Below are 25,745 nucleotides of genomic sequence, written 5' to 3'. Positions count from 1 at the left end.
CGTTACAATCTGGCTTTCGTCTTTGACCACCAGGCACGGCGTGCCTGCAAGCCTCTATGATAATCGTTCTGTCGCCGGCGAAATCGCTCGACTACGAAACCCCTCCGCACGTCAAAAAGCACACGATCCCCGATTTCGTCGACGATGCGGCCGAATTGATCGGCGGGTTGCGCCGTTTGTCGCCGCAGCAGATCGGCTCGCTGATGAGCATTTCCGATCAGCTTGCGCACCTGAATTTCCAGCGTTACGCGGAGTGGTCGCCGAGCTTCGGCACGCACAATGCCAAGCAGGCGGTACTCGCGTTCAATGGCGACGTGTACGAAGGCTTCAACGCCAGGACGTTGTCGTCGGCCGATCTGGATTACGCGCAAAGCCACGTGCGCGTGCTGTCCGGCCTCTACGGACTGCTGCGCCCGCTCGACCTGCTGCAGCCGTACCGGCTCGAAATGGGTACGCGCTTTGCCAACGCGCGCGGCAAGGATCTGTACGCGTTCTGGGGCGAGCGGATCACGCAGGCTTTGAACGCGCAACTGAAGAAGAACACTGTTGCCTCGCGCGTGCTGGTCAACTGCGCTTCGGGTGAGTACTTCAAGTCGGTCAAGCCCAAGCTCCTCGACGCGCCGATCGTCACGCCGGTGTTTGAAGACTGGAAGGGCGGCCGCTACAAGATCATCAGCTTCCACGCAAAGCGCGCGCGCGGTCTGATGGCGCGCTACGCGGTCGAGAACCGCCTCGACAAACCCGAGCAGTTGAAGGACTTCGACTCCGAAGGCTATGCGTTCGACGCCGAAGCCTCGAACGATTCCACTTACGTATTCCGCCGCCGCATCGCTGACTAGGCGATTGCCGCGCACACAAGCAGGGAAGCTCATCATGACGTTATCGATTACGAGCAACTTCGACGCCGGTGCGATCGAAGTGCTGGCTTGTGAAGACGCTGGCAACATCCGTCTGCGCGTACGGCCTGACAGTCACGCCGAGTTCGCGCAGTGGTTTTATTTCCGTTTGTCCGGCGCGGCCGGCGAGCGCTGCGTGATGACCTTCGAAAATGCCGCGGCGTGTGCCTTCGCCGAAGGCTGGCGCGACTATCAGGCGGTGGCAAGCTACGACCGGGTGAACTGGTTCCGCGTGCCGACTTCCTACGACGGCCGCGTGCTGACGATCGACCACACGCCTGATTTCGACCGCATCTACTACGCCTATTTCGAGCCGTATGGCGAGGAACGTCACTCGGAGTTTCTCGGCGCGGTCCAGCAGTTGCCGCAGGCCACGCTTACGGAATTGGGCAAGACTGTCGAAGGTCGGCCGATGTCGCTGCTGACGCTTGGCACGCCGCAAACCGGCGACGCGCCCAAGAAGAAGATCTGGCTGATCGCGCGTCAGCATCCTGGCGAGACGATGGCCGAATGGTTTATCGAAGGTCTCGTCAAGCGTCTGGTGGGCTGGGGCGATTGGGTGGGCGACCCGGTGGCGCGCAAGCTCTACGATCACGCGGTGTTCTACATCGTGCCGAACATGAATCCGGACGGCAGCGTGCACGGCAATCTGCGCACCAACGCGACGGGTGCGAACCTGAACCGCGAATGGATGGAGCCGGACGCCGCACGCAGTCCCGAGGTGCTGGTGGTGCGTGACGCAATTCACGCCACCGGTTGCGATCTCTTTTTCGATATCCACGGCGACGAAGCGCTGCCGTACGTGTTCGTGGCCGGCTCTGAAATGTTGCCGGGTTTCACCGAGCGGCAGGGCGAGGAGCAGAAAGCGTTTATTGAGGCGTTCAAGCATGCGAGTCCCGACTTCCAGGACAAGTATGGCTACGCTGCGAGCAAGTATCGCGAAGATGCGCTCAAGCTGGCTTCAAAGTACATCGGCAATGAATTCGGTTGTCTGTCGTTGACGCTGGAGATGCCGTTCAAGGACAACGCCAACCTGCCCGACGAGCGGGTGGGTTGGAACGGCGAACGTAGTGCGTCGCTGGGCGCCGCCATGCTGCAGGCGATCTTGCAGCACGTGGAGACGTTTGCCTAATCTGACGTTATCTCATAGACAAACGGGGCACACACTTTGGAAGTGTGTGTCCCGTTTCTTTTGATGCTGGCACGGCCCGCGGCGCGGGTCAGTTGAATCTGCTACGGGGCTTGCCAGTTATTGACTCTTCCTCGCAGCAGATTTCTTCGCGGCCGATTTGCTCGCAGACTTGCTGGAAGTTGCTCGCGAAGATTTTCCCGAGCTTGCCTTCGAGGACTTGCCGGTCGCTTTCTTCGTCGCCGTTTTGCCGCCAGCGGCGTGTTTGCCCTTCACGCTCTTATGCTTGCCCGAGGACGCTCGCAATCCCGCCGATCCGGAACTATGCGCACGGGCCGGTGGCACCGGATCGTTCCAGCTGAACGCGAGCATCTGGGCGCCTACATAGCCGCAACGGAACTTGAGATCGGCTGGATCGCCGTCGCCGCTCTGGCGGATACCGAGACCTTCGACGGTCACGATGTTGTCTACCTTGACACGCTGCTTGCCCTCGTCGAACGAATCGTTCCAAGGCGTGACCGACGCATGCGCGCTGTCGAAGGAGCTGGGTGGAAATTCGACATGGTCGAAGACGGTTGATGTGCTTGCAACAAAATCGCCATGCGCAGCGCAGTCCGCAACTAGTGGGTCTGCATGCATGTCATTGACAAATTTGTTGACGAGATCGTTGTGCTGTTCGAGTTGATCGGCGTATGCGGGAGCAGTGCAAATGAGCGAGAGACTCGCTGCAAATGTTGCTAACCGGCCGACTAGCCGCAGCAATCGGCGCGGTACGTTGGTGCGATCCATCTAGTTCGTTAGACGCTTAGGAGACGTGAGGCACGTAAGATGCACAGCGAGAGGGATGAGTTCAATCCTGACACAAATATTTTGTCCTGTCGTGGTGCGCAGACTCAAGCGCTTACGTGCCGGGATGGCTGATTGCCGCAGATAGGTGCTCGATGCCGCGTCTTTGTCAGGTGCGTGGCCCGCCCAATCGATAACGACGTACATCATAAGTGGTGACCCACGCCGGACGATAGACCGCGATCAATGCCGTCGACATGCCTGTGAACCAGGCCTCGCCGGTGGCTAGCAGAAGCACGTTGAACGCGTAGCCGGCCGGCACCACGGTCATCGAACCGTCGGCCAGCGCGATGTGAATGCCAAGCGCCGCGGCCGCCGTGAGCGACACGGCAATGGCGGGTGACACAAAACCTTGGCCGAAGATGAACATGAATAGATTGCGAGGCAGCCAGGCAATGCTGGCGCGCTGGATCAAGGTCGAGATGCCAACCGGCAGCGCGCCGAACACGAGGAAAGTCAGCGCAATGCCCTGCCAGGGGGCGTCGAAGATAACAGCGGCGAGACCGGTGACGATCGCCATGGCGATTAGCGCCAACGCCCAATCGAATAGCGTGACGACCAACGTGGCGCCGAGCAGATGCATGACCGTGCCGTCGTCGAGCCACGCGTTGCTCGCCCACAGCACCGACACCGCGACGATGATCGCGAGCCAGACATGCTGGAGCGTGCCGTCTTGAAGTCGTTTGAAAGGATTTTTCCACAGCGCGAGCGCGACCACTATCGCAGTGGCGATCCAGCCACCGACAGCGACCCAGAACGGAAGCGGTGTGTAGAGGAAACCCATGTATCTCATATTACTCGTTGGACGAGAAAAGGTGTGAGCGGATTCCATGCCAGCCGGCGCAAACGCTGCCAGAAAGTGCGCCTCCCGATTCTGGCGCGCGCGCCGGCTGAGGTTATGCCGGACCTTGTGTGACCTGCTCCGCCGCCGGCCCGGCGGGCATACCGCCGTAAGGCGTACTCGGTTCGGCTGCCATTGGCAGCGGGTCGGCCGTGTCGTTCGCGGGCAACGGATACTGGAAGCGCCGCAGCGTGCGGCGCCGCAAGGGCACCACGCCGGCTTGCCCCATTACCGGACGGACCGGACCTGCGTCACCGTTGCGCAGTACCTGCAAATGAGCTGACAGCCAGCCGTTGTAGAGCGCGACCGCCGCAGCGCGATTGGGCGCGCCGAGTTGCTGAAATATGCTGGTCAGATGGATCTTGACGGTGCCCTCACTGATGCCGAGCGTGCGCGCAATCATCTTGTTGGTGCTGCCCATGTGGACGCAGCGCATGATCTGCTCCTGGCGAGGCGACAGGCCGTTGGAAAGTTTGGTTCTGCGCGGTGGCGGACTCTTCTCGTCGAACGGCCGGATGGCGGCGTCCGGCGGCAGCGGCGGCTTGAGCGCCAACGCGCCGGGCGGCACATAGTGACCGCCTAGCAGAACCATCTCGAAAGCGCGCACGATCAGGCATGGGTCGGTTTCGCGCGGAACCACGCCGAGCACACCTTCGTCCATGAGGTCCCGCACGACAGTTGGCGAGACCTCGTCAGTCAGCACAGCAATGCGCAGGTCCGGGTAGTGGCTGAGCAGATGACGGGCGTCGTCAACCGACATCCAGTCCTGCCAATCGATCACGAGCAAGTCGGGACGCAGGCGCTTGAGCGTACGTTCAACCTGACGCCAATCCTGTGCTTCGTTGAAGCGCGCTAGCCGGTCGATTTGCCGCAGCAGTGCTTTGAGTCCATCGCGGCGTTCCGCGTCTGAGTTGAGTATTGAGAATCGCATGCCATGTCTCCAGATGAATCGGACGAGGTGGCGCGATGCGTGCGGGCCGGCGAGGGTGCCGCGCACTACGATGCGCCACTGGCACTATGATGACAAATTCCCTTCGTTTTGACGGCCTGTCCAAAAGGCATAGGAGGAATGACATAAAAAAAGCCCCGCGCGCGGCGGGGCCTCCTGGTGTCGACGGCGCGGCTCAAAGGCGCCGCTGGTTCAGTGGAAATGCGGTTGCGCGGGCTCCGCGTCCTCCGGCATTTCGGCGTGGACGATTTCGCCAAGCGGGTCCGCGTAGAGCGGGACACCGCAGTCATCACAATATTCCGGCTCGAAGCGGCCCGAGTGGCGGCGCACGTCCGTCACACCGGTTTCCTTGAGCAGCGCGACGATTTCTTCGATCGGGTCTTCTGACGCAGCGGTCTCTTGCGGTTCTTCATCGATACCGGGTTCGCCGTTCTCGCGGCCGTAAAGTGGCCATACGACGCCGTAGATCACATCGTTGCTGCCGCGGCGCGTGAAGCCAACGCGGTATTCGTCGATACGGCGCTCGCCGAAGCCCGCGACAACCGCGCGCAACTCCTGCGGCGCCGCACCGATTGTGTCGAACAGATAGCGCACGGCGGTACGCACCGTATGAGGGCGCACGCGTTCGTCGGCATCGCGGCAAGCTGAATAATAGGCGTCAGGCAGCAGACACTCGAATTCACATCCGGGCAGTACCAGCGAAAGATTGGCGCCGCCTTGCGTTGCCCATTGCTCGAGGCATTGGCCACGCTCGATCCGGCTGCCGTTTTCTTCTTCCTGCCAACGAAACGCCGGCTCGCCTACCGGCGCCGCGACCACAGCCAGCAGAAAGCGCGGGTCGGCAAGGATCGGTGAAGTTTCCGGCAGTTCGCCAAAATTGAGTTTGACGTTGCCGCCGGCCATCGCTGCTTGAGCGAGTTGCTGGGCGATGCGCCAGGTTTCGACGTGGTGGCGCGGCAGCTGATCGATGCTGTACAGGAACGGCACCATGGCGACACGCGTATTGGCTGCGAGCACATGCGCCTGCAGGTGCGCGCGCAGCGCGTCGGCTGCGTCCGTTTTGAGCGGGCCGGAAGGAATCATGTAGCGAGTCCAGGCCAGCACGGGCGCGGCAATCAGCAGCGCTTCATAAGGAGCGCCTTCATGTTCGAGGATGAACGACTCGCTGTGCGTCTCCGCCATGTCAGCGAGTGCGCCGTAAGCATCGGGATGATTTTGCTGCAGATGATCGAGCGCGGCGTCCAGCGTAGTCTGATTGGCGTTGCGGACGATCTTGGCCAGCAGCGCATCGAGCTTCGCTTCCCAGAAGCGGTCTTCAGTGCGGCTGCCCGACGCGAAAAGCGCGAGCGAGAGACCGACAAGCTTGTCGGCATCGGGGGGGAGACGTTTGGCGATTCGCGAGCGCATAAATCCGGAAGTTGGGGTGCACAGAACCTTATATTCTAGTCTTTTCTATGCCGACTTATTATTTGGCTGAATATGCCGAATGGATTGGGACGTTTCCGCGTCGAAAATAAGCCTGTTGCGGGCGGCTCCGGATGCGTTGCATGGCGCCTTGGCCGAATGATATAAGACGTGCCCAGGGGCGCGACTCGCTTCTATACTGACTGTCTTCAGTGGGCGCCTGGCAAGCGTGTCTATTCTTCGCTGTGGTCTGGCACAACAGGAGATTCATGGTGAAATCCGACCAACTGATTGAACGTCTCGCCGCAGTGTTCGCGTTGGTCATATTGGTAGGCGGGTCCCTGCTGGTGCTGGCACCTTTTACGACCGCATTGCTGTGGGGCGCCATTCTCAGTTATAGCTCATGGGGCTTGTACCGGCGCCTGACTGCGGCCCTCGGCGGCCGGCGGAAGCTGGCTGCTACGTTAATCGTACTCATCATTCTGGTTGTGGTGCTTGGCCCGTTCGTGTATGCGGGCTTTGCTTTCGGTGCGCACGTTCACGACATCGTCGCGTTGGTGCAAAAGCTCTTCGAGGCTGGCTTGCCGGATTTGCCGCCGTGGGTGGGGCGAATCCCGCTGGTCGGCTCCAACATCGAGGCGTTCTGGACGAATGTGACGAGCAGTAATTCTGAACTGATCGCGCAAACGCGTGCGCTTGCCGCGCCGGCCGGCAAGTGGATCCTGGCGGCTGCGATTGCCGTTACGCATGGTCTGGGTTTGTTGGCGCTGAGTATCGTGCTTGCATTCTTCTTTTATACCGGAGGGGAGGGCGCTGCGGCGTGGCTGAGGGCGGGCATGCGGCGCATCGCCGGCGAACGCGCCGATTACTTGCTGGCGTTGGCGGGCAGCACGGTGAAGGGCGTGGTCTACGGAATTCTCGGCACGGCGCTTGTGCAAGGCATTCTTGCCGCCTTCGGTTGCTGGATTGCGGGCGTCCCGGCGCCGGCGCTGCTTGGGCTGGCGACGTTCTTCCTGTCGGTGATACCGGGCGGTCCGGTTGTCGTCTGGTTGCCCGCGGCGATCTGGCTGTATCACGGCGGCGCAACGGGTTGGGCAATCTTTCTGGTCGTGTGGGGCGTGTTGGTCGTCGGCATGTCCGACAATGTCATCAAGCCGATTCTGATTGGCAAAAGTAGTGACATGCCACTGATACTGGTGATGCTGGGTATCCTGGGCGGCGCGTTTGCTTTCGGCTTCCTTGGCGTTTTCATCGGCCCAACCTTGCTGGCGGTTGCTTATACCGTGCTGCACGACTGGACGATCGGTGCTCCGGCAGCGCACGCTCTGGCGCCCGAGGTGAAAGTGCCGGCTGCCGAGGAGTCAGGGCGCATAGAAAAGGCGCCTTGAGATAAATTCCAGATAACGCTTGCAAGGCGCGGTTCGGCTCGCTAGAATCTCGCTCTTTCGTGCTTCGGACAACGGGGCACGGGAGGCGGGAGAGCCAGCAGTGGCAAGGCTTTCAGCGAAGTGAGCGGGTTGGGAAAGTTAGAAAAACCTGTTGACGGCGTAGCGAAAGTTCTTCATAATCTCGTTTCTCTGCTGCTGATGCAGCGACGCAGAACGAAGCGGTACCGGGTGGTTGTGGTGTTGGAGTTTGATGCCAGCAGCGCGCGGTGCGGTTCCGGTAGTGAATGCGGACTCGATCTTTAAAAATTAACAGCCGATAAGTGTGGGCGCTTGATGCGCGACGCGCAGTGAACTCTTCGGGGTTTGCTGGAAGCGAAAGTATCAAGTCTCACACAGTAATGAAAGGAAGGTTTTCCTGCTGGGGTGGAAACACGCTGGCAGGAGGATCATTCGTCAGTACGTTGAGTGAGCGACCGGTTCGTAACAGAACCGAAAAACAGTAACAGGTTTGAACTGAAGAGTTTGATCCTGGCTCAGATTGAACGCTGGCGGCATGCCTTACACATGCAAGTCGAACGGCAGCACGGGGGCAACCCTGGTGGCGAGTGGCGAACGGGTGAGTAATACATCGGAACGTGTCCTGTAGTGGGGGATAGCCCGGCGAAAGCCGGATTAATACCGCATACGCTCTACGGAGGAAAGGGGGGGATCGCAAGACCTCCCGCTACAGGGGCGGCCGATGGCAGATTAGCTAGTTGGTGGGGTAAAGGCCTACCAAGGCGACGATCTGTAGCTGGTCTGAGAGGACGACCAGCCACACTGGGACTGAGACACGGCCCAGACTCCTACGGGAGGCAGCAGTGGGGAATTTTGGACAATGGGCGCAAGCCTGATCCAGCAATGCCGCGTGTGTGAAGAAGGCCTTCGGGTTGTAAAGCACTTTTGTCCGGAAAGAAAACCTCTGGGTTAATACCCCGGGGGGATGACGGTACCGGAAGAATAAGCACCGGCTAACTACGTGCCAGCAGCCGCGGTAATACGTAGGGTGCAAGCGTTAATCGGAATTACTGGGCGTAAAGCGTGCGCAGGCGGTCCGCTAAGACAGATGTGAAATCCCCGGGCTTAACCTGGGAACTGCATTTGTGACTGGCGGGCTAGAGTATGGCAGAGGGGGGTAGAATTCCACGTGTAGCAGTGAAATGCGTAGAGATGTGGAGGAATACCGATGGCGAAGGCAGCCCCCTGGGCCAATACTGACGCTCATGCACGAAAGCGTGGGGAGCAAACAGGATTAGATACCCTGGTAGTCCACGCCCTAAACGATGTCAACTAGTTGTCGGGTCTTCATTGACTTGGTAACGTAGCTAACGCGTGAAGTTGACCGCCTGGGGAGTACGGTCGCAAGATTAAAACTCAAAGGAATTGACGGGGACCCGCACAAGCGGTGGATGATGTGGATTAATTCGATGCAACGCGAAAAACCTTACCTACCCTTGACATGTATGGAATCCTGCTGAGAGGTGGGAGTGCCCGAAAGGGAGCCATAACACAGGTGCTGCATGGCTGTCGTCAGCTCGTGTCGTGAGATGTTGGGTTAAGTCCCGCAACGAGCGCAACCCTTGTCCCTAGTTGCTACGCAAGAGCACTCTAGGGAGACTGCCGGTGACAAACCGGAGGAAGGTGGGGATGACGTCAAGTCCTCATGGCCCTTATGGGTAGGGCTTCACACGTCATACAATGGTCGGAACAGAGGGTCGCCAACCCGCGAGGGGGAGCCAATCCCAGAAAACCGATCGTAGTCCGGATCGCACTCTGCAACTCGAGTGCGTGAAGCTGGAATCGCTAGTAATCGCGGATCAGCATGCCGCGGTGAATACGTTCCCGGGTCTTGTACACACCGCCCGTCACACCATGGGAGTGGGTTTTACCAGAAGTGGCTAGTCTAACCGCAAGGAGGACGGTCACCACGGTAGGATTCATGACTGGGGTGAAGTCGTAACAAGGTAGCCGTATCGGAAGGTGCGGCTGGATCACCTCCTTTCTCGAGCTAACGTGTCAATGCGTTGAGCGCTCACGCTTATCGGCTGTGAAAAAGACAGACTCAGGGGTCTGTAGCTCAGTTGGTTAGAGCACCGTCTTGATAAGGCGGGGGTCGATGGTTCGAATCCATCCAGACCCACCACTGTTTCTGCGGTGGCTGCGCTAATGACTGAAACCCCTGGGGCATCAATACAGATAGCAATATCTGTGTGTGACTGGGGGATTAGCTCAGCTGGGAGAGCACCTGCTTTGCAAGCAGGGGGTCGTCGGTTCGATCCCGTCATCCTCCACCAATCTTCAATGCCGGTTTTACTGCGGCGGACCTTGCAAGAGGTTTGCGGTGTAGTGAAACAGGCATTGGCGATTGAGCCAGTCAGAGTGATAGGTGGTCATAGCGACCATCATATCGGCTGTCGTTCTTTAACAATCAGGAAGAAGTAGTAAAGAGATTCACGAAAGATCACTTAGAGATGGGTGGTTGAGTAGGTGAATCAGGGTTGTGATTGTATCAATGTATGAAAAGGTAATCGAAAGATTGCCTTGGAATACGGCGCAACACGAATACTCAACCTGTAGCGATTGTGGCGAGGCATGGATCTTCGGATCGGTGTTGAGACACACCCGTTATAGGGTCAAGCGAACAAGTGCATGTGGTGGATGCCTTGGCGATCACAGGCGATGAAGGACGCGGTAGCCTGCGAAAAGCGACGGGGAGCTGGCAAACGAGCTTTGATCCGTCGATGTCCGAATGGGGAAACCCACCTCTTTTGAGGTATCCGTGACTGAATACATAGGTCACGAGAAGCGAACGCGGTGAACTGAAACATCTAAGTAACCGCAGGAAAAGAAATCAACCGAGATTCCCAGAGTAGTGGCGAGCGAAATGGGATCAGCCTGTACTCTTTATCTTCATTGTTAGTCGAAGGCTCTGGAAAGTGCCGCCATAGCAGGTGATAGCCCTGTAGACGAAAACAGCGAGGAAGAACTGGGTGTACGACAAGTAGGGCGGGACACGTGAAATCCTGTCTGAAGATGGGGGGACCATCCTCCAAGGCTAAATACTCGTGATCGACCGATAGTGAACCAGTACCGTGAGGGAAAGGCGAAAAGAACCCCGGGAGGGGAGTGAAATAGATCCTGAAACCGCATGCATACAAACAGTCGGAGCCTCGTAAGGGGTGACGGCGTACCTTTTGTATAATGGGTCAGCGACTTACATTCAGTGGCAAGCTTAACCGATTAGGGCAGGCGTAGCGAAAGCGAGTCCGAACAGGGCGTTCAGTCGCTGGGTGTAGACCCGAAACCAGGTGATCTATCCATGGCCAGGATGAAGGTGCGGTAACACGTACTGGAGGTCCGAACCCACTAACGTTGAAAAGTTAGGGGATGAGCTGTGGATAGGGGTGAAAGGCTAAACAAACCTGGAAATAGCTGGTTCTCTCCGAAAACTATTTAGGTAGTGCCTCGTGTATCACCTTCGGGGGTAGAGCACTGTCATGGTTGTGGGGTCCATTGCGGATTACTACGCCATAGCAAACTCCGAATACCGAAGAGTGCAATCACGGGAGACAGACATCGGGTGCTAACGTCCGGTGTCAAGAGGGAAACAACCCAGACCGCCAGCTAAGGTCCCCAAATATTGCTAAGTGGGAAACGAAGTGGGAAGGCTAAAACAGTCAGGAGGTTGGCTTAGAAGCAGCCATCCTTTAAAGAAAGCGTAATAGCTCACTGATCGAGTCGTCCTGCGCGGAAGATGTAACGGGGCTAAGCAATATACCGAAGCTGCGGATGCACATTTATGTGCATGGTAGGAGAGCGTTCCGTAAGCCTGCGAAGGTGCATTGAAAAGTGCGCTGGAGGTATCGGAAGTGCGAATGCTGACATGAGTAGCGATAAAGGGGGTGAAAGGCCCCCTCGCCGTAAGCCCAAGGTTTCCTACGCAACGTTCATCGGCGTAGGGTGAGTCGGCCCCTAAGGCGAGGCAGAAATGCGTAGCTGATGGGAAGCAGGTTAATATTCCTGCACCATTGTTAAATGCGATGGGGGGACGGATCGCGGAAGGTTGTCCGGGTGTTGGAAGTCCCGGTCGCTGCGTTGGAGAAGGCACTCAGGCAAATCCGGGTGCGTAATTCAAGGGCGTGGCGCCATTCACTTAGGTGAAGAAGCAATCGGAAGTGGTTCCAAGAAAAGCCTCTAAGCTTCAGTTTAACAAGACCGTACCGCAAACCGACACAGGTGGGCGAGATGAGTATTCTAAGGCGCTTGAGAGAACTCGGGAGAAGGAACTCGGCAAATTGGTACCGTAACTTCGGGATAAGGTACGCCCCTGTAGCCTGACGCGCCTGCGCGCTTAGGGTGAAGGGGTTGCAATAAACTGGTGGCTGCGACTGTTTAATAAAAACACAGCACTCTGCAAACACGAAAGTGGACGTATAGGGTGTGACGCCTGCCCGGTGCCGGAAGATTAAATGATGGGGTGCAAGCTCTTGATTGAAGTCCCGGTAAACGGCGGCCGTAACTATAACGGTCCTAAGGTAGCGAAATTCCTTGTCGGGTAAGTTCCGACCTGCACGAATGGCGTAACGATGGCCACACTGTCTCCTCCCGAGACTCAGCGAAGTTGAAGTGTTTGTGATGATGCAATCTCCCCGCGGCTAGACGGAAAGACCCCATGAACCTTTACTGTAGCTTTGCATTGGACTTTGAACCGGTCTGTGTAGGATAGGTGGGAGGCTTTGAAGCGTGGACGCCAGTCTGCGTGGAGCCGCCCTTGAAATACCACCCTGGTTTGTTTGAGGTTCTAACCTTGGTCCGTGATCCGGATCGGGGACAGTGCATGGTAGGCAGTTTGACTGGGGCGGTCTCCTCCCAAAGTGTAACGGAGGAGTACGAAGGTACGCTAGGTACGGTCGGAAATCGTGCTGATAGTGCAATGGCATAAGCGTGCTTAACTGCGAGACCGACAAGTCGAGCAGGTGCGAAAGCAGGTCATAGTGATCCGGTGGTTCTGTATGGAAGGGCCATCGCTCAACGGATAAAAGGTACTCTGGGGATAACAGGCTGATACCGCCCAAGAGTTCATATCGACGGCGGTGTTTGGCACCTCGATGTCGGCTCATCTCATCCTGGGGCTGTAGCCGGTCCCAAGGGTATGGCTGTTCGCCATTTAAAGAGGTACGTGAGCTGGGTTTAAAACGTCGTGAGACAGTTTGGTCCCTATCTGCCGTGGGCGCTGGATATTTGAAGGGGGCTGCTCCTAGTACGAGAGGACCGGAGTGGACGAACCTCTGGTGTACCGGTTGTCACGCCAGTGGCATCGCCGGGTAGCTATGTTCGGAAGAGATAACCGCTGAAAGCATCTAAGCGGGAAACTCGCCTTAAGATGAGATATCCCCGGGGCTTCGAGCCCCTTGAAGGGTCGTTCAAGACCAGGACGTTGATAGGTCAGGTGTGGAAGCGCAGTAATGCGTTAAGCTAACTGATACTAATTGCCCGTAAGGCTTGATCCTATAACCGGTGTGTTTTACTACGCCACGGTTGAGATCACGTGTTGTGCCAGAAACAACACAACCCCAACAGCTTTACCCCTGGTGAGCATCACCAGAAACTACTTCTTCCAGATTGGTTGTATTGCTCCACGAGCAGTGCGACAACAAGTCATGCCTGATGACCATAGCGAGTCGGTCCCACCCCTTCCCATCCCGAACAGGACCGTGAAACGACTCCACGCCGATGATAGTGCGGATTCCCGTGTGAAAGTAGGTAATCGTCAGGCTCCCCTGCAGCAACAGAAACCCCACCCCAAAAGGTGGGGTTTCTGCGTTTACCGTCTGCAAAAACAGGCACAGAACGGGCCTTCGCCTCCAGCCGTGCCATCACGACTGCGATGGCACGCTCACGCCGGCACTTCGCCCAGGTGGTCCATCCGTCGTAACGGCCGGATCTGGAAACATCGCGCGACATGGCTGATGCGCTCACACTGCTCCGGCGTCACTCCTTCCCGATCCGCAGTGCGTTCTGCGTCAGCTCCAGATAAGCCGACGCAGAACGCAGCTTCGCCCCCGCCGTGTCATGACCATCCACGATGGCACGCCCACATCGGGACCACGGCAACTGTCCGTCAGTTTGTTCGTCACAATGGCTGAATCCGGAAATATCGCCGCGCGATCCTGCCCAATGCGCTCCCGTTTCGCCGGCATTGCCCCTTCCCGATCTGGCGGGCGCTCGTCAAAACCAGCCAACTCTGGCTCGTATCCACGGCATACATGCTTAGGCTTTACGCTCCCATCCCTCCCAACACGCTAACTCTGGTTTTGTTCGCGTAGCAGCAATGCCACGTGACAGTTCTCCCGTAGGCGAAAAACCTGCAGAAAAGCAGCGTCAACACCTCTCTACATTTCCTTCCTGCGCGTTTCGCTGCATCCCTCTGCCTTAACATTCATCTCGAAATACTGTATAAATATACAGTGAAACGTTGCCGCCCTATGCTTGTCCGACGCCGGGCGGGGCGGAGCATTCCCTATGAACGAGCGTGACTATGGCAGCAGCGATTCACCTGATGACGACAACGTTGTCGTCACAATTGAGGCGTCAGGTGTGGCAGGGCAATGAGCTTGCCGAGGCGGATTCCCGGGTGATTTCCAGCGGCTATGCCGCGCTGGATCAACTGCTGCCGGGACAGGGCTGGTCGACCGGCGGCCTGACGGAGTTATTGATTGAGCACGAAGGAGTTGGCGAACTACGCCTGCTGGCCCATGCGCTTCGGCATCTTACGGCACACGCCGAACGAAACGTCATGCTCGTAGCACCCCCTTATCAGCCCTGTGCTTCGGCACTGAGGGCTTGGGGTATCGATGTCGAGCGTGTCTTATGGATACGCTCGGGTGAAGACCAGGCGCTGTGGGCCGCCGCTCAGGCATTGAAGCAGGATGGCATCGGCGCGGTGCTGGTATGGCTGCCGAATGCGCGCGCCGATAAGGTTCGGCGTCTCCAAGTGGCGGCTCAGGAGTCGGCATCGCTGGCATTTTTGATCCGGCCTGTCGAGGCTATCGCGCGTCAATCAAGATGAGAACAGCGCGTCAATCAGGATGAGAACTGGCGTGGGGGGGGGGGGGGGGGGGGGGGAAACCGCTGCCGCCACGCCGCGCCGAACAGTCCCCCCGTCGTCGGGGAGCCTTGTCGGTGGTCGCGGTGGATCGGGTATGAAGGAACCTTCCATTTCACGGGAGGCTACGGTGCCCGGGCGTCACGTCAACGACCACCAGATGAGGCTCTATATGAAGTACAGAAGCAAGGAACAACCGACCAGGGCAGGCGCACGCGCCGGGTTCAGCGCCGCCACTGCCTATCGCATCGAACAGGACCCAAGACCGCCATCGAAGAAGAAGGCGCCACGCACGCGTCGCCGTGCTGATCCCCTGGCAGCAATCTTTGACGCCGAGATCGTCCCGCTGCTCCAGTCCGCTCCCGGCATCCGGCCCGTGGCCGTACTGGACGAGATGCTTCGGCGCCATCCAGACCTCCCGGGCAACGTGCGTCGCACGCTCGAGCGGCGTATTCGCGACTGGCGGGCACTCCATGGCGAGGAGCGTGACGTCATGTTCCGCCAGGTGCACGAGCCCGGTCGCCTCGGATTGTCCGACTTCACCGAGATGGACAGCCTGGGCGTCACCGTGGCGGGTGTCGCGCTGGACCACCGTCTGTATCATTTCCGGCTGGCCTGCTCGGGCTTTGAGCACGCTCACGTCATCCTCGGCGGCGAGAGCTATGTCGCGCTGGCCGAAGGGCTGCAGAACGCGTTGTGGGTGCTCGGTGGCGCACCGCGCGAGCACCGCAGCGACAGCCTGTCGGCGGCGTTCCGCAATCTCGAACGCGAAGCGCGCGACGATCTCACCACGCGTTACGAAGCGCTCTGTGCTCACTACGGAATGCAGCCTACGCGCAACAACCGCGGCGTTGCCCATGAGAACGGCTCCATCGAGAGCCCTCACGGCCACCTCAAGAACGCGGTGCGTGATGCGTTGCTTTTGCGCGGCAGTAAAGACTTCGACGACCTCGATACCTATCGCCGCTTCATCGACGAGCACGTCTGTCGCATCAACGCGCGCAATGGCAAGCGCATTGAGGCCGAGCGCCCGCAGCTTCAGCCACTGCCGCCGCAGCGCACGACGGACTACGAGCAAACGCGTGTGTACGTCAGCTCCACCGGCGGCTTTGTCCTGCGCAAGGTGTTCTATACCGTCCCGTCCCGGCTGATCGGTCATCGACTGCGCGTGCGGCTGTATGACGACCGGCTGGAACTGTTCCTGGGCAGCACCGCCCTGATGACGCTGCAGCGCGGCCGTCCGGGTCCCAGTGGCAAGCACGGCCACGTCGTCAACTACCGGCACATCATCCACGCGCTGCGCCGCAAGCCCATGGCGCTGCTCAACCTGGTCTACCGCGATCAGGTCTTTCCGCGTGAGGCCTATCGATTGACCTTCGAACGCCTGTGCGAGCAACTGCCTGAGCGTGCGGCATGCAAGACCATGGTTGAACTGCTCAGCCTGGCCCACGAGCGCAACTGCGAGGCACAACTGGCGCAGGCACTCGAGCAGTGCCTGGCCGACGGGCAACTGCCCGATCTGCACGCGCTGAGTTCCCGTTTCGAAGCGAAACCCGCGAGCCTGCCGCAGGTGAACGTCCAGCTGCCTTCGTTGCGCGACTACGAGGCCCTGCTTGGCCTGCAAATGGAGGTGGCAGCATGAATCACGAATTCGACGCCACCCGCCTGTCGCTGCTGCTCAACGATTTGCGGCTGCCCGCCATCAAGCAGATCTGGTCGAGCTTTGCCGAGCGTTCCGACACGGAAGGCTGGCCCGCGGCGCGCGCTGCTCATGGCGCTGGCCGAACACGAGATCGCCGAGCGCGATCGACGTCGCATCGAACGTCACCTCAGGGACGCCAGGCTGCTGCCGGGCAAGACGCTGGAGAACTTCGATTTCGACGCGGTGCCGATGGTGTCGAGAGCGCACGTCTCGGCGCTTTGCGCTGGCGACGGCTGGCTGCGCAACGGCGCCAACCTGATTCTTCTGGGGCCGTCCGGAGGCGGCAAGTCGCACTTGTCGTCGGCCATTGGACTGAGCCTGCTGGAGAACGGCTGGAAGGTCCTGTTCGCCCGTACCACCGATCTCGTGCAGCGGTTGCAGGTCGCACGCCGCGAGCTGTCGCTGGAGTCCGCCATCAACCGGCTGGATCGATTCGATCTCCTTATTCTGGACGACTTTGCATACGTCAGCAAGGATCAGGCCGAGACGTCGGTGCTGTTCGAGCTCATCAGCGCCAGGTATGAGCACCGCTCTCTTTTGCTAACTGCAAATCAACCATTTGGCGAATGGGACCGTATCTTCCCCGACCGGGCCATGACGGTAGCCGCCGTCGACCGGCTGGTCCATCACTCCACGATCTTTGAACTGAACGTCGAAAGCTACCGTAGGCGTACCGCCCTCGAGCGCAAGCAGCAGGGACCGGGACGCCCGGCCAGTATCGCGACACCAAACAACGTCGGCGTGCCGCCGCGCCCGGAGGATCAGCAATGAAGCACAACGCACATCTGCAGCTCGTAACGCGTGACGATACATCCGACAGTTCGACGACGAAGCCCATCGCACGCACGGCCGCACAACGGCAACGCGCATACCGCTTACGCCGCAAACGGGCCGTTATAGACGCCATTGGTGAGGAAGCCTGCGCGTCACGCGTTGCGATGCTGGCCCTGCTCGGCGAAGGCTTGGCGGCATTGGATAACAGCGACACTTCGACAAGGCTCATTGAGAGCAAACGCCACTGCGTAAGGCGTGTGCTCCAGGCCATCGTCACGCGTTACGCAATCGATCTCACCGACTGACGCGCTGTTCTCATCCTGATTGTCGCGCGGCACAGAATGCCTGCAGCGTAACGCGTTGCGCTGCAGGCTCTGCCCGGCGACGGCTTGGCGGCATTGGACGCCGGCGACATTCCACGATGCTCATCGAGATCAAACGCGACAGCGTAAAGCGTGTGCTCCAGGCCATCGCCACGCATTACGCAATCGTCCTCACCGGCTCGGGCGCCGTTCTCATCCTGATTGTCGCGCGGCACACGCGCGCCAGCGTCAATCAAAAACTGCGCGTCAATCAATAAACGCTTGTCAGCGCCAATCAACATCGGCATCATCAACCCCGCCGCGACATTCTCATCCTGATTGTCGCGCGTCTCTCATCCAGATTGTCGCGCCACACGAGGCAGCCACGCAATCTTCGCCGGCGCCATTGCGAATGATCTGCGAACCGCTCTTACCGGCCAATGCGCAGACGATCAACCGTCGTCAATGGTTGCAGGAGATCGGCATCTCGATCGACATTTTCAAGCGCCGCGGCCCGCCGCTAGTTGAGCCCCTACGTCTCATTTTGCCGTTACAAAGCGTCTTGTCGCCGGAAAACCGAGTCGGCAGCAATCAAGGACGAGAGATCAAACATGTTGTGGATCGCAGTCACATTGCCACTCTTGTCGCTGGAAGCGGTGAAACCTCTGGAGCCGCTTCCGGATGGTTTGCCCGCGAAGCCGAATCGGTGTGAGCCGGGCGACAAGGCAAGCCAACCTTCAGGTGCCGAAAACGTCACGGAGGCGCGCTGCTATGCGCTGGCCGATCACGCGCACATCCTGATGCCGGATTTCGACGCATTGCGGGCTGGAGTGCATGTGGGTCATTCGCGCTCGTACGCATTGGCTTTGGCTCCTGGTCTCAAGATGCTTGCCGCAGATACAGGCCGCGAAACCCAGGCGTTCGAAGCGATGGCGCTCGCTTTGCTGACGTACACACCGAAGGTGTCGCTCGCGCAGGCGCATACCTTGTTGCTGGAAGTCGGCTCCGGTTTGCGGATGTTTGGCGGCTTGCGCACGTTGTTGTCACGGGTATCCGCGACGGTGGCTGAATTCGGCTATACGGCGCGCATCGCGTGCGCACCGACAGCTTGGGGCGCGTGGCTTTTGGCGCAGGCGCATGCTGCCCGGCAGGGGCATCGTTGGCACGTGATAAAGGAAACGTCGCTTGCGCGGGTCCTCGACCGCGTATCGGTGTCGTTGCTGCCGGTTGCGCAGGCGCATCGGGATGCGTTTGCACATGTCGGTTGCTCGACGCTGGCCGATTTGCGTGGGTTGCCAAGGTCGGGTGTCGTACGGCGTTTTGGCAGCGGCATTCTGGATCTGCTGGCGCAAGCATATGGTACGCGTCCGGATCCGCGCGAATCGTTTTGTGCGCCGGCATCGTTTCATGCGCAGTTGGAATTGCCGTCAAGGGTCGATAACGCCGATGCACTGCTGTTCGCCGCGCGCCGGCTGATTGTGCAACTGGCCGGCTGGTTGAGTGCGCATCATGCCGCGCTCAGTGGTTACACGTTATTGCTCGAACACGAATTGGCATCCCGTCATGCGCCGAAGACGTCAAGTCTGAAGGTCGCATGGGCCATCCCGTCGCGCGATGCCGAGCATTTGATCTGGCTGTTGCGTGAGAAGTTGAATCAGACGGTTCTGGTGGCGCCTGTGATCGAGTTGAAGCTGGTTGCGAATGAGATTGGCGAGTATGCAGGGCGGTCGGATACTTTGTTTCCAATGCCCGAATCAGATGGCGATTCGATCGCACGTCTGCTCGAACGCCTGAGCGCGCGGTTGGGGCCGGAGAACGTGTTGCAGATGTCGGTGCAGGAGGATCATCGGCCTGAGCGGGCAATGCGCGTCGAGGCCTACCAGGCGCAAGCGTTTTCACGCAAGAAGCGTTCGTCTGCGAAAGCCAGGACAAAAATCAAAGCGGATAAAACCTGGCTGACCGATGAGTTGCAGCTCGCTGCATTGGAAAGTGTGTGCGCAGACGGCGATATGGCGACACAGGCGACACAGGCGACACAGGCGACACAGGCAGAACAGGCAGAACAGGCAGAACAGGCAGAACAGGCAGAACAGGCAGAACAGGCAGAACAGGCAGAACAGGCGGAGAGCGCAGCAAACACAGCACACCTATCCCAACAGCCTGACAAAACGAATAGTGCTAAAAGCAGCCGCATATTTGCCACGCAACCTGTCGATGCCCAAGCCTCACTCGATTTGCCCGACAGTGCATTGCCATCGCAGCCTCGCCCCGTCTGGATGCTCGACAAACCGCTGCGCCTGATGATGCGCGACCAGCGGCCGATCTATCGTCGGCCGCTGAAAATGCTCACGCGTACCGAGCGGATTGAAGCAGGGTGGTGGGACGGTAATCGCGTCGAGCGAGATTACTACGTCGCGGCAGACGATCGTGGACATATGTTCTGGGTGTACCGCGAACGTCTTAACGGTGAGTGGTATTTGCAGGGTTTGTTTGGCTGAACATCATGGCAAATACTCAACCCTCGTTCGTATTGGAGCAGACGCTAGCGGCCCAACTGCCGCCCTATGCGGAACTGCATTGCCTGACTAATTTCTCATTTCTGCGCGGCGCTTCGCATCCGCATGAACTGGTCGAGCAGGCGATGTCGCGTGGCTATAGCGCGCTTGCGATCACCGATGAATGCTCGCTGGCAGGCGTCGTGCGCGCGCACACGGCGGTGCGAGAAATCAAACAGGAACGGGAGCGCCAACAGAAGGAGCGCGAAGACAAGGCGAAAGGCGCGCAAGCAGGAACGTCTTTAGAAGAAGCAGCAAAGTCGACGGCTACAAAGCCAGCGAGCTCACAAAAGGACGTCTCACAGCAAGAAGCCTCACAGCAAGAAGCCTCACCGCAAGAAGCCTCACCGCAAGAAGCCTCACCGCAAGAACCCTCACCGCAAGAACCCTCACCGCAAGAACCCTCACCGCAAGAACCCTCACCGCAAGAACCCTCACCGCAAGAACCCACCGACCAAGAACCCACCGACCGAGAAGCACTAAAACCAATCCCTCATCTCATCATCGGCAGCGAACTGAATCTGACGAACGATGCAGGTGAACCATTCTGCACACTGGTTGCGCTCGCAACCAACCGCAATGGCTACGGCAATCTTTCCGAACTGATCACGCTCGCCCGCTCGCGTGCCGACAAAGGCAGCTATCGCCTCAGTCCGTCCGATTTCACCCATGCGTCGCCGCATCTCGAACATCTCAAGACCTTGCCCGATTGCGTTCTGATTCTCGTGCCGCAACGTACGGCGACGCTCTCACACACGTTGCAATGCGCGCACTGGCTCGCCTCATTGGCTCCGCAACGCTCATGGATCGCACTCGAACTCTGGCAAACCGGCAGCGACGATCTTCAGATTGACGCCTTGCGGATGATTTCAAAAGCGAGCGGTTTGCCTCTGGTGGCGGCAGGTGGCGTCCTGATGCATGCGCGATCGCGCAAGCCACTGCAGGACACCCTGACCGCGATCGGCCTCGTCACCCCGCTGTCGGCGTGCGGCCACGCGCTCGAGGCCAATGCCGAGCGGCATATGCGCACTCGCGTGCGGCTCGGCAAACTGTACCCACGCGACACGCTCGAAGAAACGCTGCGTATTGCAGCCCTATGCCGCTTCTCGCTCGACGAACTCAAGTACGAGTATCCGGAAGAACTGGTGCCCGCTGGCGAGTCGCCGTCGAGTTACCTGCGCACGCTGGTCATGGCCGGCGCAGTCGAACGTTGGCCGGGCGGTATGGATCTCAAGCGGATCGAACAGATCGAGAAAGAGTTGCGGCTGATCGCCGAGTTGAAATACGAAAAGTACTTCCTGACGGTGCACGATATCGTGAGCTTCGCGCGCTCCAGAAACATTCTGTGCCAAGGTCGCGGTTCGGCGGCAAATTCAATTGTGTGTTACTGCCTGCATGTGACGGAGATCGATCCGGTCAACATGAATATGCTGATCGAACGGTTCATCTCTCGCGCGCGTAATGAACCGCCTGATATCGACGTCGATTTCGAGCATCAGCGCCGGGAAGAGGTGATTCAATATATCTACGGCAAGTACGGTCGTCATCGGGCGGCGTTGACTGCGTCGCTGATTACGTATCACGCGCGTAGTGCGCTGAAGGATGTTGGTAAGGCGCTGGGACTCGAAGCATCGTTGATCGAACGGATCAGTAAATCGCAGCAATGGTGGGACGGCACGGAAGCGGTCGCCAAATATCTGGCTGAAGCGGGCTTCGATGCCAACTCCCACATTACGCAGAATCTGATTCGCCTAACCAAAGAGTTGCGCACTTTTCCGCGTCATCTGTCGCAACACGTCGGCGGCTTTGTGATCGCGAAAGACAAGCTGTCACGACTCGTGCCGATCGAAAACGCGACGATGAAAGACCGTAGCGTAATCGAGTGGGATAAGGACGATATCGACGCGCTCAAGCTATTGAAAGTCGACGTGCTGGCGCTCGGCATGTTATCAGCGATTCGGCGCGCGCTGGAATTCGTCGCATTGCGGCGTGGCTTTCCGAAATTCAGGGTGCAGGATATTCCTCGCGAGGATCGAGCCGTCTACGAAATGTGCGGCCATGCCGATACGATTGGCGTATTCCAGATCGAATCACGTGCGCAACAAAGCATGTTGCCGCGGCTGAAGCCGAACAAGTACTACGATCTCGTGATCGAAGTCGCAATCGTGCGGCCCGGGCCGATTCAAGGCGGCATGGTGCATCCGTATTTGCGCCGTAAGCAGGGTCTCGAGGCGGTGGACTACGCAAAGGATGAATTGCGGCCGGTGCTCGAACGTACGCTCGGCGTGCCGATTTTTCAGGAGCAGGTGATGCACCTCGCGATGGTTGCCGCGCTCTACACGGGTGAGCAAGCCGACCAGTTGCGGCGCGCGATGGCTGCGTGGCGGCGCAGCGGCAATCTGGCGAAGTATCAGAAGGATTTGAGTGACCGCATGTCAGCGCGTGGCTACGAAAAGGACTTTATCGAGCGCATCTGCAAACAGATCGAAGGCTTCGGCGAGTATGGCTTTCCGGAGAGTCATGCAGCAAGCTTCGCATTGCTCGTCTATCTCAGCGCGTGGTTGAAACGTTATGAGCCGGCCGCTTTTCTGGCGGGTTTGCTCAACAGTCAGCCGTTGGGGTTTTATTCGCCGTCGCAACTGGTGCAGGATGCGAAGCGTCACGGCGTCCAGGTATTGCCGCCCGACGTGACCTTGAGCGATTGGGAATCGACCTTTGAACGACGCGGTCAGGAAGGGCAGCGAATTTCATCGAGCGAGACCTGTTTGCATCGTCAGCAGGGCGTATTATCCGCGCAGCAATTACGCGATCTGTCGTTGCGGCGCTTCACGGTGGCCCGGACGATTCGGCGAGCGGCAAAGCGGCTGACCGCACGCGTATTCCAATCGTCGAACACCTATGGTGCACGCGGTCCGGCAGTGCGCATCGGCATGCACTTGATCAAAGGTCTTTCACAGGTGGCTGCCGAACGCATCATGGCGGCTCGCAGCGAGGCGCAGTTTGCCGACGTCGACGATCTGGCGCGTCGCGCGGCATTGACGCGACGTGATCTCGAAGCGCTCGCCGCGGCGAACGCGCTGGTCAGCATCGCAGGCCATCGGCGCGAAGCGTGGTGGGCGGTGACCGCGCAGCACACGGTGCCCAAGCTGCTGCGCGATGCGCCGATCGACGAAGCGCGGTTGGCATTGCCGCAGGCAGCCGAGAGTCGCGAGATCGTCGATGATTACGCGAGCCTCGGCCTCACGCTCAATCGTCACCCGCTCGCACTATTGCGCGAGCGTCTTGCCAAACAACGTTTTCGCACGGCAGCCGAACTCGCCGCGTGTCAGCACGGCACGCTGGCGCGCGCTTGCGGCATCGTCACCGTGCGGCAGCGGCCGGGCACGGCAAACGGCACGGTGTTCGTTTCCATCGAAGACGAGACCGGTTCGATCAATGTGATCGTCTGGCCATCGCTGGTGGAAAAGCAGCGCAAGGTGCTACTGGGTTCATCGTTGCTCGCGGTGTATGGCGTCTTGCAGCGTGACGACGGCGTTTCTACCGGTGGTCACGGCGCCGGCAACGTGGGGAACGCTAATCAAGCGGGCAAGGCGAAAAAGAAACAGAAGGGCGAGGTCATTCATCTCGTTGCGCATCGACTCGAGGACCACAGCGAATGGCTCGGCGATCTGGCTACGGCGAGCCGCGATTTTCATTGATGCCGATCTGCAGTGGCCAGGCTTGCAGGCCAATGCCAGGCCGGCCTGTCGACGAGCTGTGGGACGTGGGCAGCATCTGCCGCGGTTAAGCTCGCAGCCGGGCGCTAGGCCAGCGTTTCGCCTCGCCACGGAAATGCGGGCGGCACCTGCCGGGTTAAGCTCGCAGCCGGGCGCTAGGCCGGCGTTTCGCCTCGCCACGGAAACCCGGCCAGTACTTGCCGGATCGCCACGTCGAACGGCGTGCGGCGGCCGATGCCGAGCGCCTCGAGCCGGTCCGACGCCAGGTGGCAGTTATGCGGACGCGGCGTCGCGTCGGTGGGCATGTGCTGTGGCGTCAGTTGCGCATCGAGTTGCAGCGTGTGCGCAAGCCGCATGGCGATTTCATACTTATTCATCGGTTCGTCGCCCGACCATTGCACGATGCCGTGGATCGCTTCGCCCTGTGCATGCCGTTCGAGCATCTGCCGGATCACGAACGCGACGTCCGGCGTAAAGGTGGGATAACGGATCGCCCATGCATCCATGACAGCCGCCTTGCCATGGCGCGAAGCCGATGCCGCAATCGCCGGCACGAGACTCGTCACCGCCGATTCTGCCCAAGCGACGATCGGCCCATACAGCAACGGCAAACGCAGCACGCAGCCGAGATCGGTGGAATCCGTCAGCGCGCGCTCGCCTTCGAGTTTGCTGCGCCCATAGGCATTGAGCGGCGCGGGCGCGCAATCGTGCCGATAGGGCGGGTGAGTGCCGTCGAACACATAATCAGTTGAGATCGAGAGCGTCCATGCGCCGCGCCGCCGTGCGGCCGCAGCCAGTGTGCGTACCGCATCGACGTTTAACGCCCGGGCGAGCGCCGGGTCGTGCTCGCACACATCCGGCCGACGTTCCGCGGCAGCAATCACGAGCGCGTCCGGCGCTTCGCGCTCGACAAATTGCTCGACCGCCTGCGCGTCGCGAATATCCAGCTCAACGGTGTTCGGTCCCGGCCGGCTGAACGCCGTCGCGACAATTTGCCAGCCAGACTGTCGTTCCAGTTCGTCGACGAGAACCCGGCCGAGCAGTCCGGAAGCACCAATGACGGCAACTTTGAACATGACGGTCGCTAGCCTAGCGGGCCGAGCCGTTGGTTACGGCCGTAACCGTGTAGCCGGCCTCGTCGATAGCGGTCTTCAGCGTGTCAGCCGATTGCGCCGATTCGACCGCCACGCGGCCGGATGTCAGATCGACGTGTACCTGCGCGGCTTCATCGTGTTCACGGATCGCGTGTGTGACTGCCGCCACGCAATGCGGGCAGCTCATGCCTTCTACCTGGAATTCGATCGTCACGGGGATTGCCTCAAAAAGGTAAATGCTGCGATGGTTGAATTATGCCTGCCGATGCGCACTTGAGTAGCTGACCTTCCCACTATGGGAAGGTGTACGATCGACGCTCACACTGGGGAAACAGTCATGAACATCGGTGAAGCGGCCCGCGTGTCGGGCGTCACGGCGAAAATGATTCGCTACTACGAAAGCGTGGGCCTGCTGGCGGCAAAGGCGCGCACGAGCGCCGGCTATCGCGTATATGGGCCGCAGGAGGTTCATTCGTTGCGTTTCATCCGGCAGGCGCGCCGTCTAGGTTTTCTGGTCGAAGACATCCGCCGGTTGCTGGCGCTGTGGCACGACCGCTCGCGCGCCAGCGCCGAAGTGAAGGCGATTGCGCTGGAACACGTCGCGGAACTTGATCGCCGTATTGCCGAGCTGACTGACATGCGCGACACATTGGCGCACCTGGCTGATCATTGCCACGGTGATGAGCGCCCCGATTGCCCGATTATCGAACGGCTCGCGGACACCGATCTGGTGTCGGGGAAGGGTTGCCATCCGATTTAAACCGGTTGGATGCAACCTGGTTGAGATTTGTTGCAACCGATCAGTCAAAAGCACCATGATGGTGCTAGTTAAGTCGGGGCACTATCGAATATCTCAAAGAAATCATCCTGAATTTAGCTAAATCAATGACTTAAGTGCGCCGCGAGCGTGCACCATTCCAAAACGGAATGCACGTCATGCGGGCATTTCACTAGCAAGGTTGCACCATACGGTTATAATCAGGGTTAACCCTTTTACGGGAAATC

The 25,745-nt window shown here is 59.2% G+C and carries 17 protein-coding genes, 2 tRNA genes, 3 rRNA genes and 1 pseudogene; 17 read left to right on the top strand and 6 right to left on the bottom strand.

The window, feature by feature from the left end:
- Positions 1–56: 56 nt before the first annotated feature.
- Positions 57–839, top strand: coding sequence for a peroxide stress protein YaaA (gene yaaA / locus P0D84_RS14155; protein ID WP_408337298.1), 783 nt, complete (start codon positions 57–59; stop codon positions 837–839).
- Between the two features lie 34 nt (positions 840–873).
- Entirely contained in the window at positions 874–2,028 is a 1,155-nt protein-coding gene (locus P0D84_RS14150) for a M14 family metallopeptidase (protein ID WP_408337296.1), read from the top strand.
- Between the two features lie 117 nt (positions 2,029–2,145).
- On the opposite strand, the gene P0D84_RS14145 is transcribed toward P0D84_RS14150, so the two are convergent.
- The 4 genes from P0D84_RS14145 to P0D84_RS14130 all read right to left on the bottom strand — a co-directional run bounded on the left by P0D84_RS14145 (position 2,146) and on the right by P0D84_RS14130 (position 6,068).
- Positions 2,146–2,814, bottom strand: coding sequence for a BspC domain-containing protein (locus tag P0D84_RS14145; RefSeq protein ID WP_408337294.1), 669 nt, complete (start codon positions 2,812–2,814; stop codon positions 2,146–2,148).
- A gap of 166 nt (positions 2,815–2,980) precedes the next feature.
- Complete coding sequence (locus P0D84_RS14140; RefSeq protein ID WP_408337292.1) at positions 2,981–3,655, bottom strand: energy-coupling factor ABC transporter permease; 675 nt, start codon at positions 3,653–3,655, stop codon at positions 2,981–2,983.
- 112 nt (positions 3,656–3,767) lie between these two features.
- Positions 3,768–4,643: a response regulator transcription factor gene (locus tag P0D84_RS14135; protein WP_408337290.1), complete on the bottom strand. Its 876-nt coding sequence runs from the start codon at positions 4,641–4,643 to the stop codon at positions 3,768–3,770.
- A gap of 210 nt (positions 4,644–4,853) precedes the next feature.
- Positions 4,854–6,068, bottom strand: a complete 1,215-nt coding sequence (locus P0D84_RS14130) for a DUF2863 family protein (protein WP_408337288.1) — start codon at positions 6,066–6,068, stop codon at positions 4,854–4,856.
- Between the two features lie 269 nt (positions 6,069–6,337).
- On the opposite strand from P0D84_RS14130, the gene P0D84_RS14125 reads away from it, so the two are divergent.
- The 14 genes and pseudogenes from P0D84_RS14125 to P0D84_RS14060 all read left to right on the top strand — a co-directional run bounded on the left by P0D84_RS14125 (position 6,338) and on the right by P0D84_RS14060 (position 23,628).
- Positions 6,338–7,453 (top strand): AI-2E family transporter, encoded by a 1,116-nt coding sequence (locus tag P0D84_RS14125; protein ID WP_408339834.1) that lies wholly within the window; start codon positions 6,338–6,340, stop codon positions 7,451–7,453.
- Between the two features lie 510 nt (positions 7,454–7,963).
- A 16S ribosomal RNA gene (locus P0D84_RS14120) occupies positions 7,964–9,494 on the top strand.
- A 64-nt stretch (positions 9,495–9,558) separates the two neighbouring features.
- A tRNA-Ile gene (locus tag P0D84_RS14115) sits at positions 9,559–9,635 on the top strand.
- Between the two features lie 75 nt (positions 9,636–9,710).
- Positions 9,711–9,786 (top strand) — tRNA-Ala (locus P0D84_RS14110).
- Positions 9,787–10,123: 337 nt separating this feature from the next.
- Positions 10,124–13,002, top strand: a 23S ribosomal RNA gene (locus P0D84_RS14105).
- A gap of 153 nt (positions 13,003–13,155) precedes the next feature.
- A 5S ribosomal RNA gene (rrf, locus tag P0D84_RS14100) occupies positions 13,156–13,268 on the top strand.
- The 16S, 23S and 5S rRNA genes sit together here with 2 tRNA genes alongside, the layout of an rRNA operon.
- Positions 13,269–14,030: 762 nt before the next feature.
- The gene (imuA, locus tag P0D84_RS14095) at positions 14,031–14,561 is read left to right on the top strand and encodes a translesion DNA synthesis-associated protein ImuA (protein ID WP_408337286.1); all 531 of its coding nucleotides are present in this window, start codon (positions 14,031–14,033) and stop codon (positions 14,559–14,561) included.
- A gap of 166 nt (positions 14,562–14,727) precedes the next feature.
- Entirely contained in the window at positions 14,728–16,239 is a 1,512-nt protein-coding gene (gene istA / locus P0D84_RS14090) for an IS21 family transposase (RefSeq protein ID WP_459252208.1), read from the top strand.
- Positions 16,236–17,070: pseudogene (istB, locus tag P0D84_RS14085) on the top strand (IS21-like element helper ATPase IstB). The gene istA and the pseudogene istB overlap by 4 nt, the downstream one beginning before the upstream one ends.
- Positions 17,067–17,378 (top strand): hypothetical protein, encoded by a 312-nt coding sequence (locus P0D84_RS14080; protein ID WP_408337284.1) that lies wholly within the window; start codon positions 17,067–17,069, stop codon positions 17,376–17,378. Before istB ends, P0D84_RS14080 begins: the two are co-directional and overlap by 4 nt.
- A 116-nt stretch (positions 17,379–17,494) precedes the next feature.
- Entirely contained in the window at positions 17,495–17,653 is a 159-nt protein-coding gene (locus tag P0D84_RS14075; RefSeq protein ID WP_162826291.1) for a hypothetical protein, read from the top strand.
- 134 nt (positions 17,654–17,787) lie between these two features.
- Positions 17,788–18,087, top strand: coding sequence for a hypothetical protein (locus P0D84_RS14070; protein WP_408337282.1), 300 nt, complete (start codon positions 17,788–17,790; stop codon positions 18,085–18,087).
- A complete protein-coding gene (locus P0D84_RS14065; protein ID WP_408337280.1) occupies positions 17,987–19,873 on the top strand; it encodes a Y-family DNA polymerase in 1,887 nt (628 codons plus the stop codon). The genes P0D84_RS14070 and P0D84_RS14065 overlap by 101 nt, the downstream gene beginning before the upstream one ends.
- Before the next feature lie 5 nt (positions 19,874–19,878).
- Positions 19,879–23,628 (top strand): error-prone DNA polymerase, encoded by a 3,750-nt coding sequence (locus tag P0D84_RS14060; RefSeq protein WP_408337278.1) that lies wholly within the window; start codon positions 19,879–19,881, stop codon positions 23,626–23,628.
- 173 nt (positions 23,629–23,801) lie between these two features.
- On the opposite strand, the gene P0D84_RS14055 is transcribed toward P0D84_RS14060, so the two are convergent.
- Together P0D84_RS14055 and P0D84_RS14050 are read right to left on the bottom strand one after the other, a co-directional pair.
- On the bottom strand, positions 23,802–24,722 hold the full coding sequence (locus tag P0D84_RS14055) for a dTDP-4-dehydrorhamnose reductase family protein (RefSeq protein WP_408337276.1): 921 nt from the start codon (positions 24,720–24,722) through the stop codon (positions 23,802–23,804).
- A gap of 13 nt (positions 24,723–24,735) precedes the next feature.
- Positions 24,736–24,954 (bottom strand): heavy-metal-associated domain-containing protein, encoded by a 219-nt coding sequence (locus P0D84_RS14050; RefSeq protein ID WP_408337274.1) that lies wholly within the window; start codon positions 24,952–24,954, stop codon positions 24,736–24,738.
- Between the two features lie 123 nt (positions 24,955–25,077).
- Here P0D84_RS14050 and cueR point away from each other — a divergent pair, with 123 nt between their 5' ends.
- Positions 25,078–25,500 carry a Cu(I)-responsive transcriptional regulator gene (gene cueR, locus P0D84_RS14045; protein WP_408337272.1) on the top strand — a complete coding sequence of 141 codons (423 nt, stop codon included), beginning with the start codon at positions 25,078–25,080 and terminating at the stop codon, positions 25,498–25,500.
- Positions 25,501–25,745 lie beyond the last annotated feature (245 nt).

The organism is Paraburkholderia sp. RL17-337-BIB-A (assembly GCF_046025895.1).
Lineage (GTDB): Bacteria > Pseudomonadota > Gammaproteobacteria > Burkholderiales > Burkholderiaceae > Paraburkholderia > Paraburkholderia fungorum_C.
Note: the sequence above shows the minus strand (reverse complement) of the source record. Positions and strands in the feature narration are given on the sequence as shown.

What these genes read in the sequence shown, in the direction of transcription:
- yaaA (WP_408337298.1), top strand. Translation starts at nt 57, where the DNA reads ATGATAATCGTTCTGTCGCCGGCGAAATCGCTCGACTACGAAACCCCT.
- P0D84_RS14150 (WP_408337296.1), top strand. Translation starts at nt 874, where the DNA reads ATGACGTTATCGATTACGAGCAACTTCGACGCCGGTGCGATCGAAGTG.
- P0D84_RS14145 (WP_408337294.1), bottom strand. Translation starts at nt 2,814, where the DNA reads ATGGATCGCACCAACGTACCGCGCCGATTGCTGCGGCTAGTCGGCCGG.
- P0D84_RS14140 (WP_408337292.1), bottom strand. Translation starts at nt 3,655, where the DNA reads ATGGGTTTCCTCTACACACCGCTTCCGTTCTGGGTCGCTGTCGGTGGC.
- P0D84_RS14135 (WP_408337290.1), bottom strand. Translation starts at nt 4,643, where the DNA reads ATGCGATTCTCAATACTCAACTCAGACGCGGAACGCCGCGATGGACTC.
- P0D84_RS14130 (WP_408337288.1), bottom strand. Translation starts at nt 6,068, where the DNA reads ATGCGCTCGCGAATCGCCAAACGTCTCCCCCCCGATGCCGACAAGCTT.
- imuA (WP_408337286.1), top strand. Translation starts at nt 14,031, where the DNA reads ATGGCAGCAGCGATTCACCTGATGACGACAACGTTGTCGTCACAATTG.
- P0D84_RS14080 (WP_408337284.1), top strand. Translation starts at nt 17,067, where the DNA reads ATGAAGCACAACGCACATCTGCAGCTCGTAACGCGTGACGATACATCC.
- P0D84_RS14075 (WP_162826291.1), top strand. Translation starts at nt 17,495, where the DNA reads ATGCTCATCGAGATCAAACGCGACAGCGTAAAGCGTGTGCTCCAGGCC.
- P0D84_RS14070 (WP_408337282.1), top strand. Translation starts at nt 17,788, where the DNA reads ATGATCTGCGAACCGCTCTTACCGGCCAATGCGCAGACGATCAACCGT.
- P0D84_RS14065 (WP_408337280.1), top strand. Translation starts at nt 17,987, where the DNA reads ATGTTGTGGATCGCAGTCACATTGCCACTCTTGTCGCTGGAAGCGGTG.
- P0D84_RS14060 (WP_408337278.1), top strand. Translation starts at nt 19,879, where the DNA reads ATGGCAAATACTCAACCCTCGTTCGTATTGGAGCAGACGCTAGCGGCC.
- P0D84_RS14055 (WP_408337276.1), bottom strand. Translation starts at nt 24,722, where the DNA reads ATGTTCAAAGTTGCCGTCATTGGTGCTTCCGGACTGCTCGGCCGGGTT.
- cueR (WP_408337272.1), top strand. Translation starts at nt 25,078, where the DNA reads ATGAACATCGGTGAAGCGGCCCGCGTGTCGGGCGTCACGGCGAAAATG.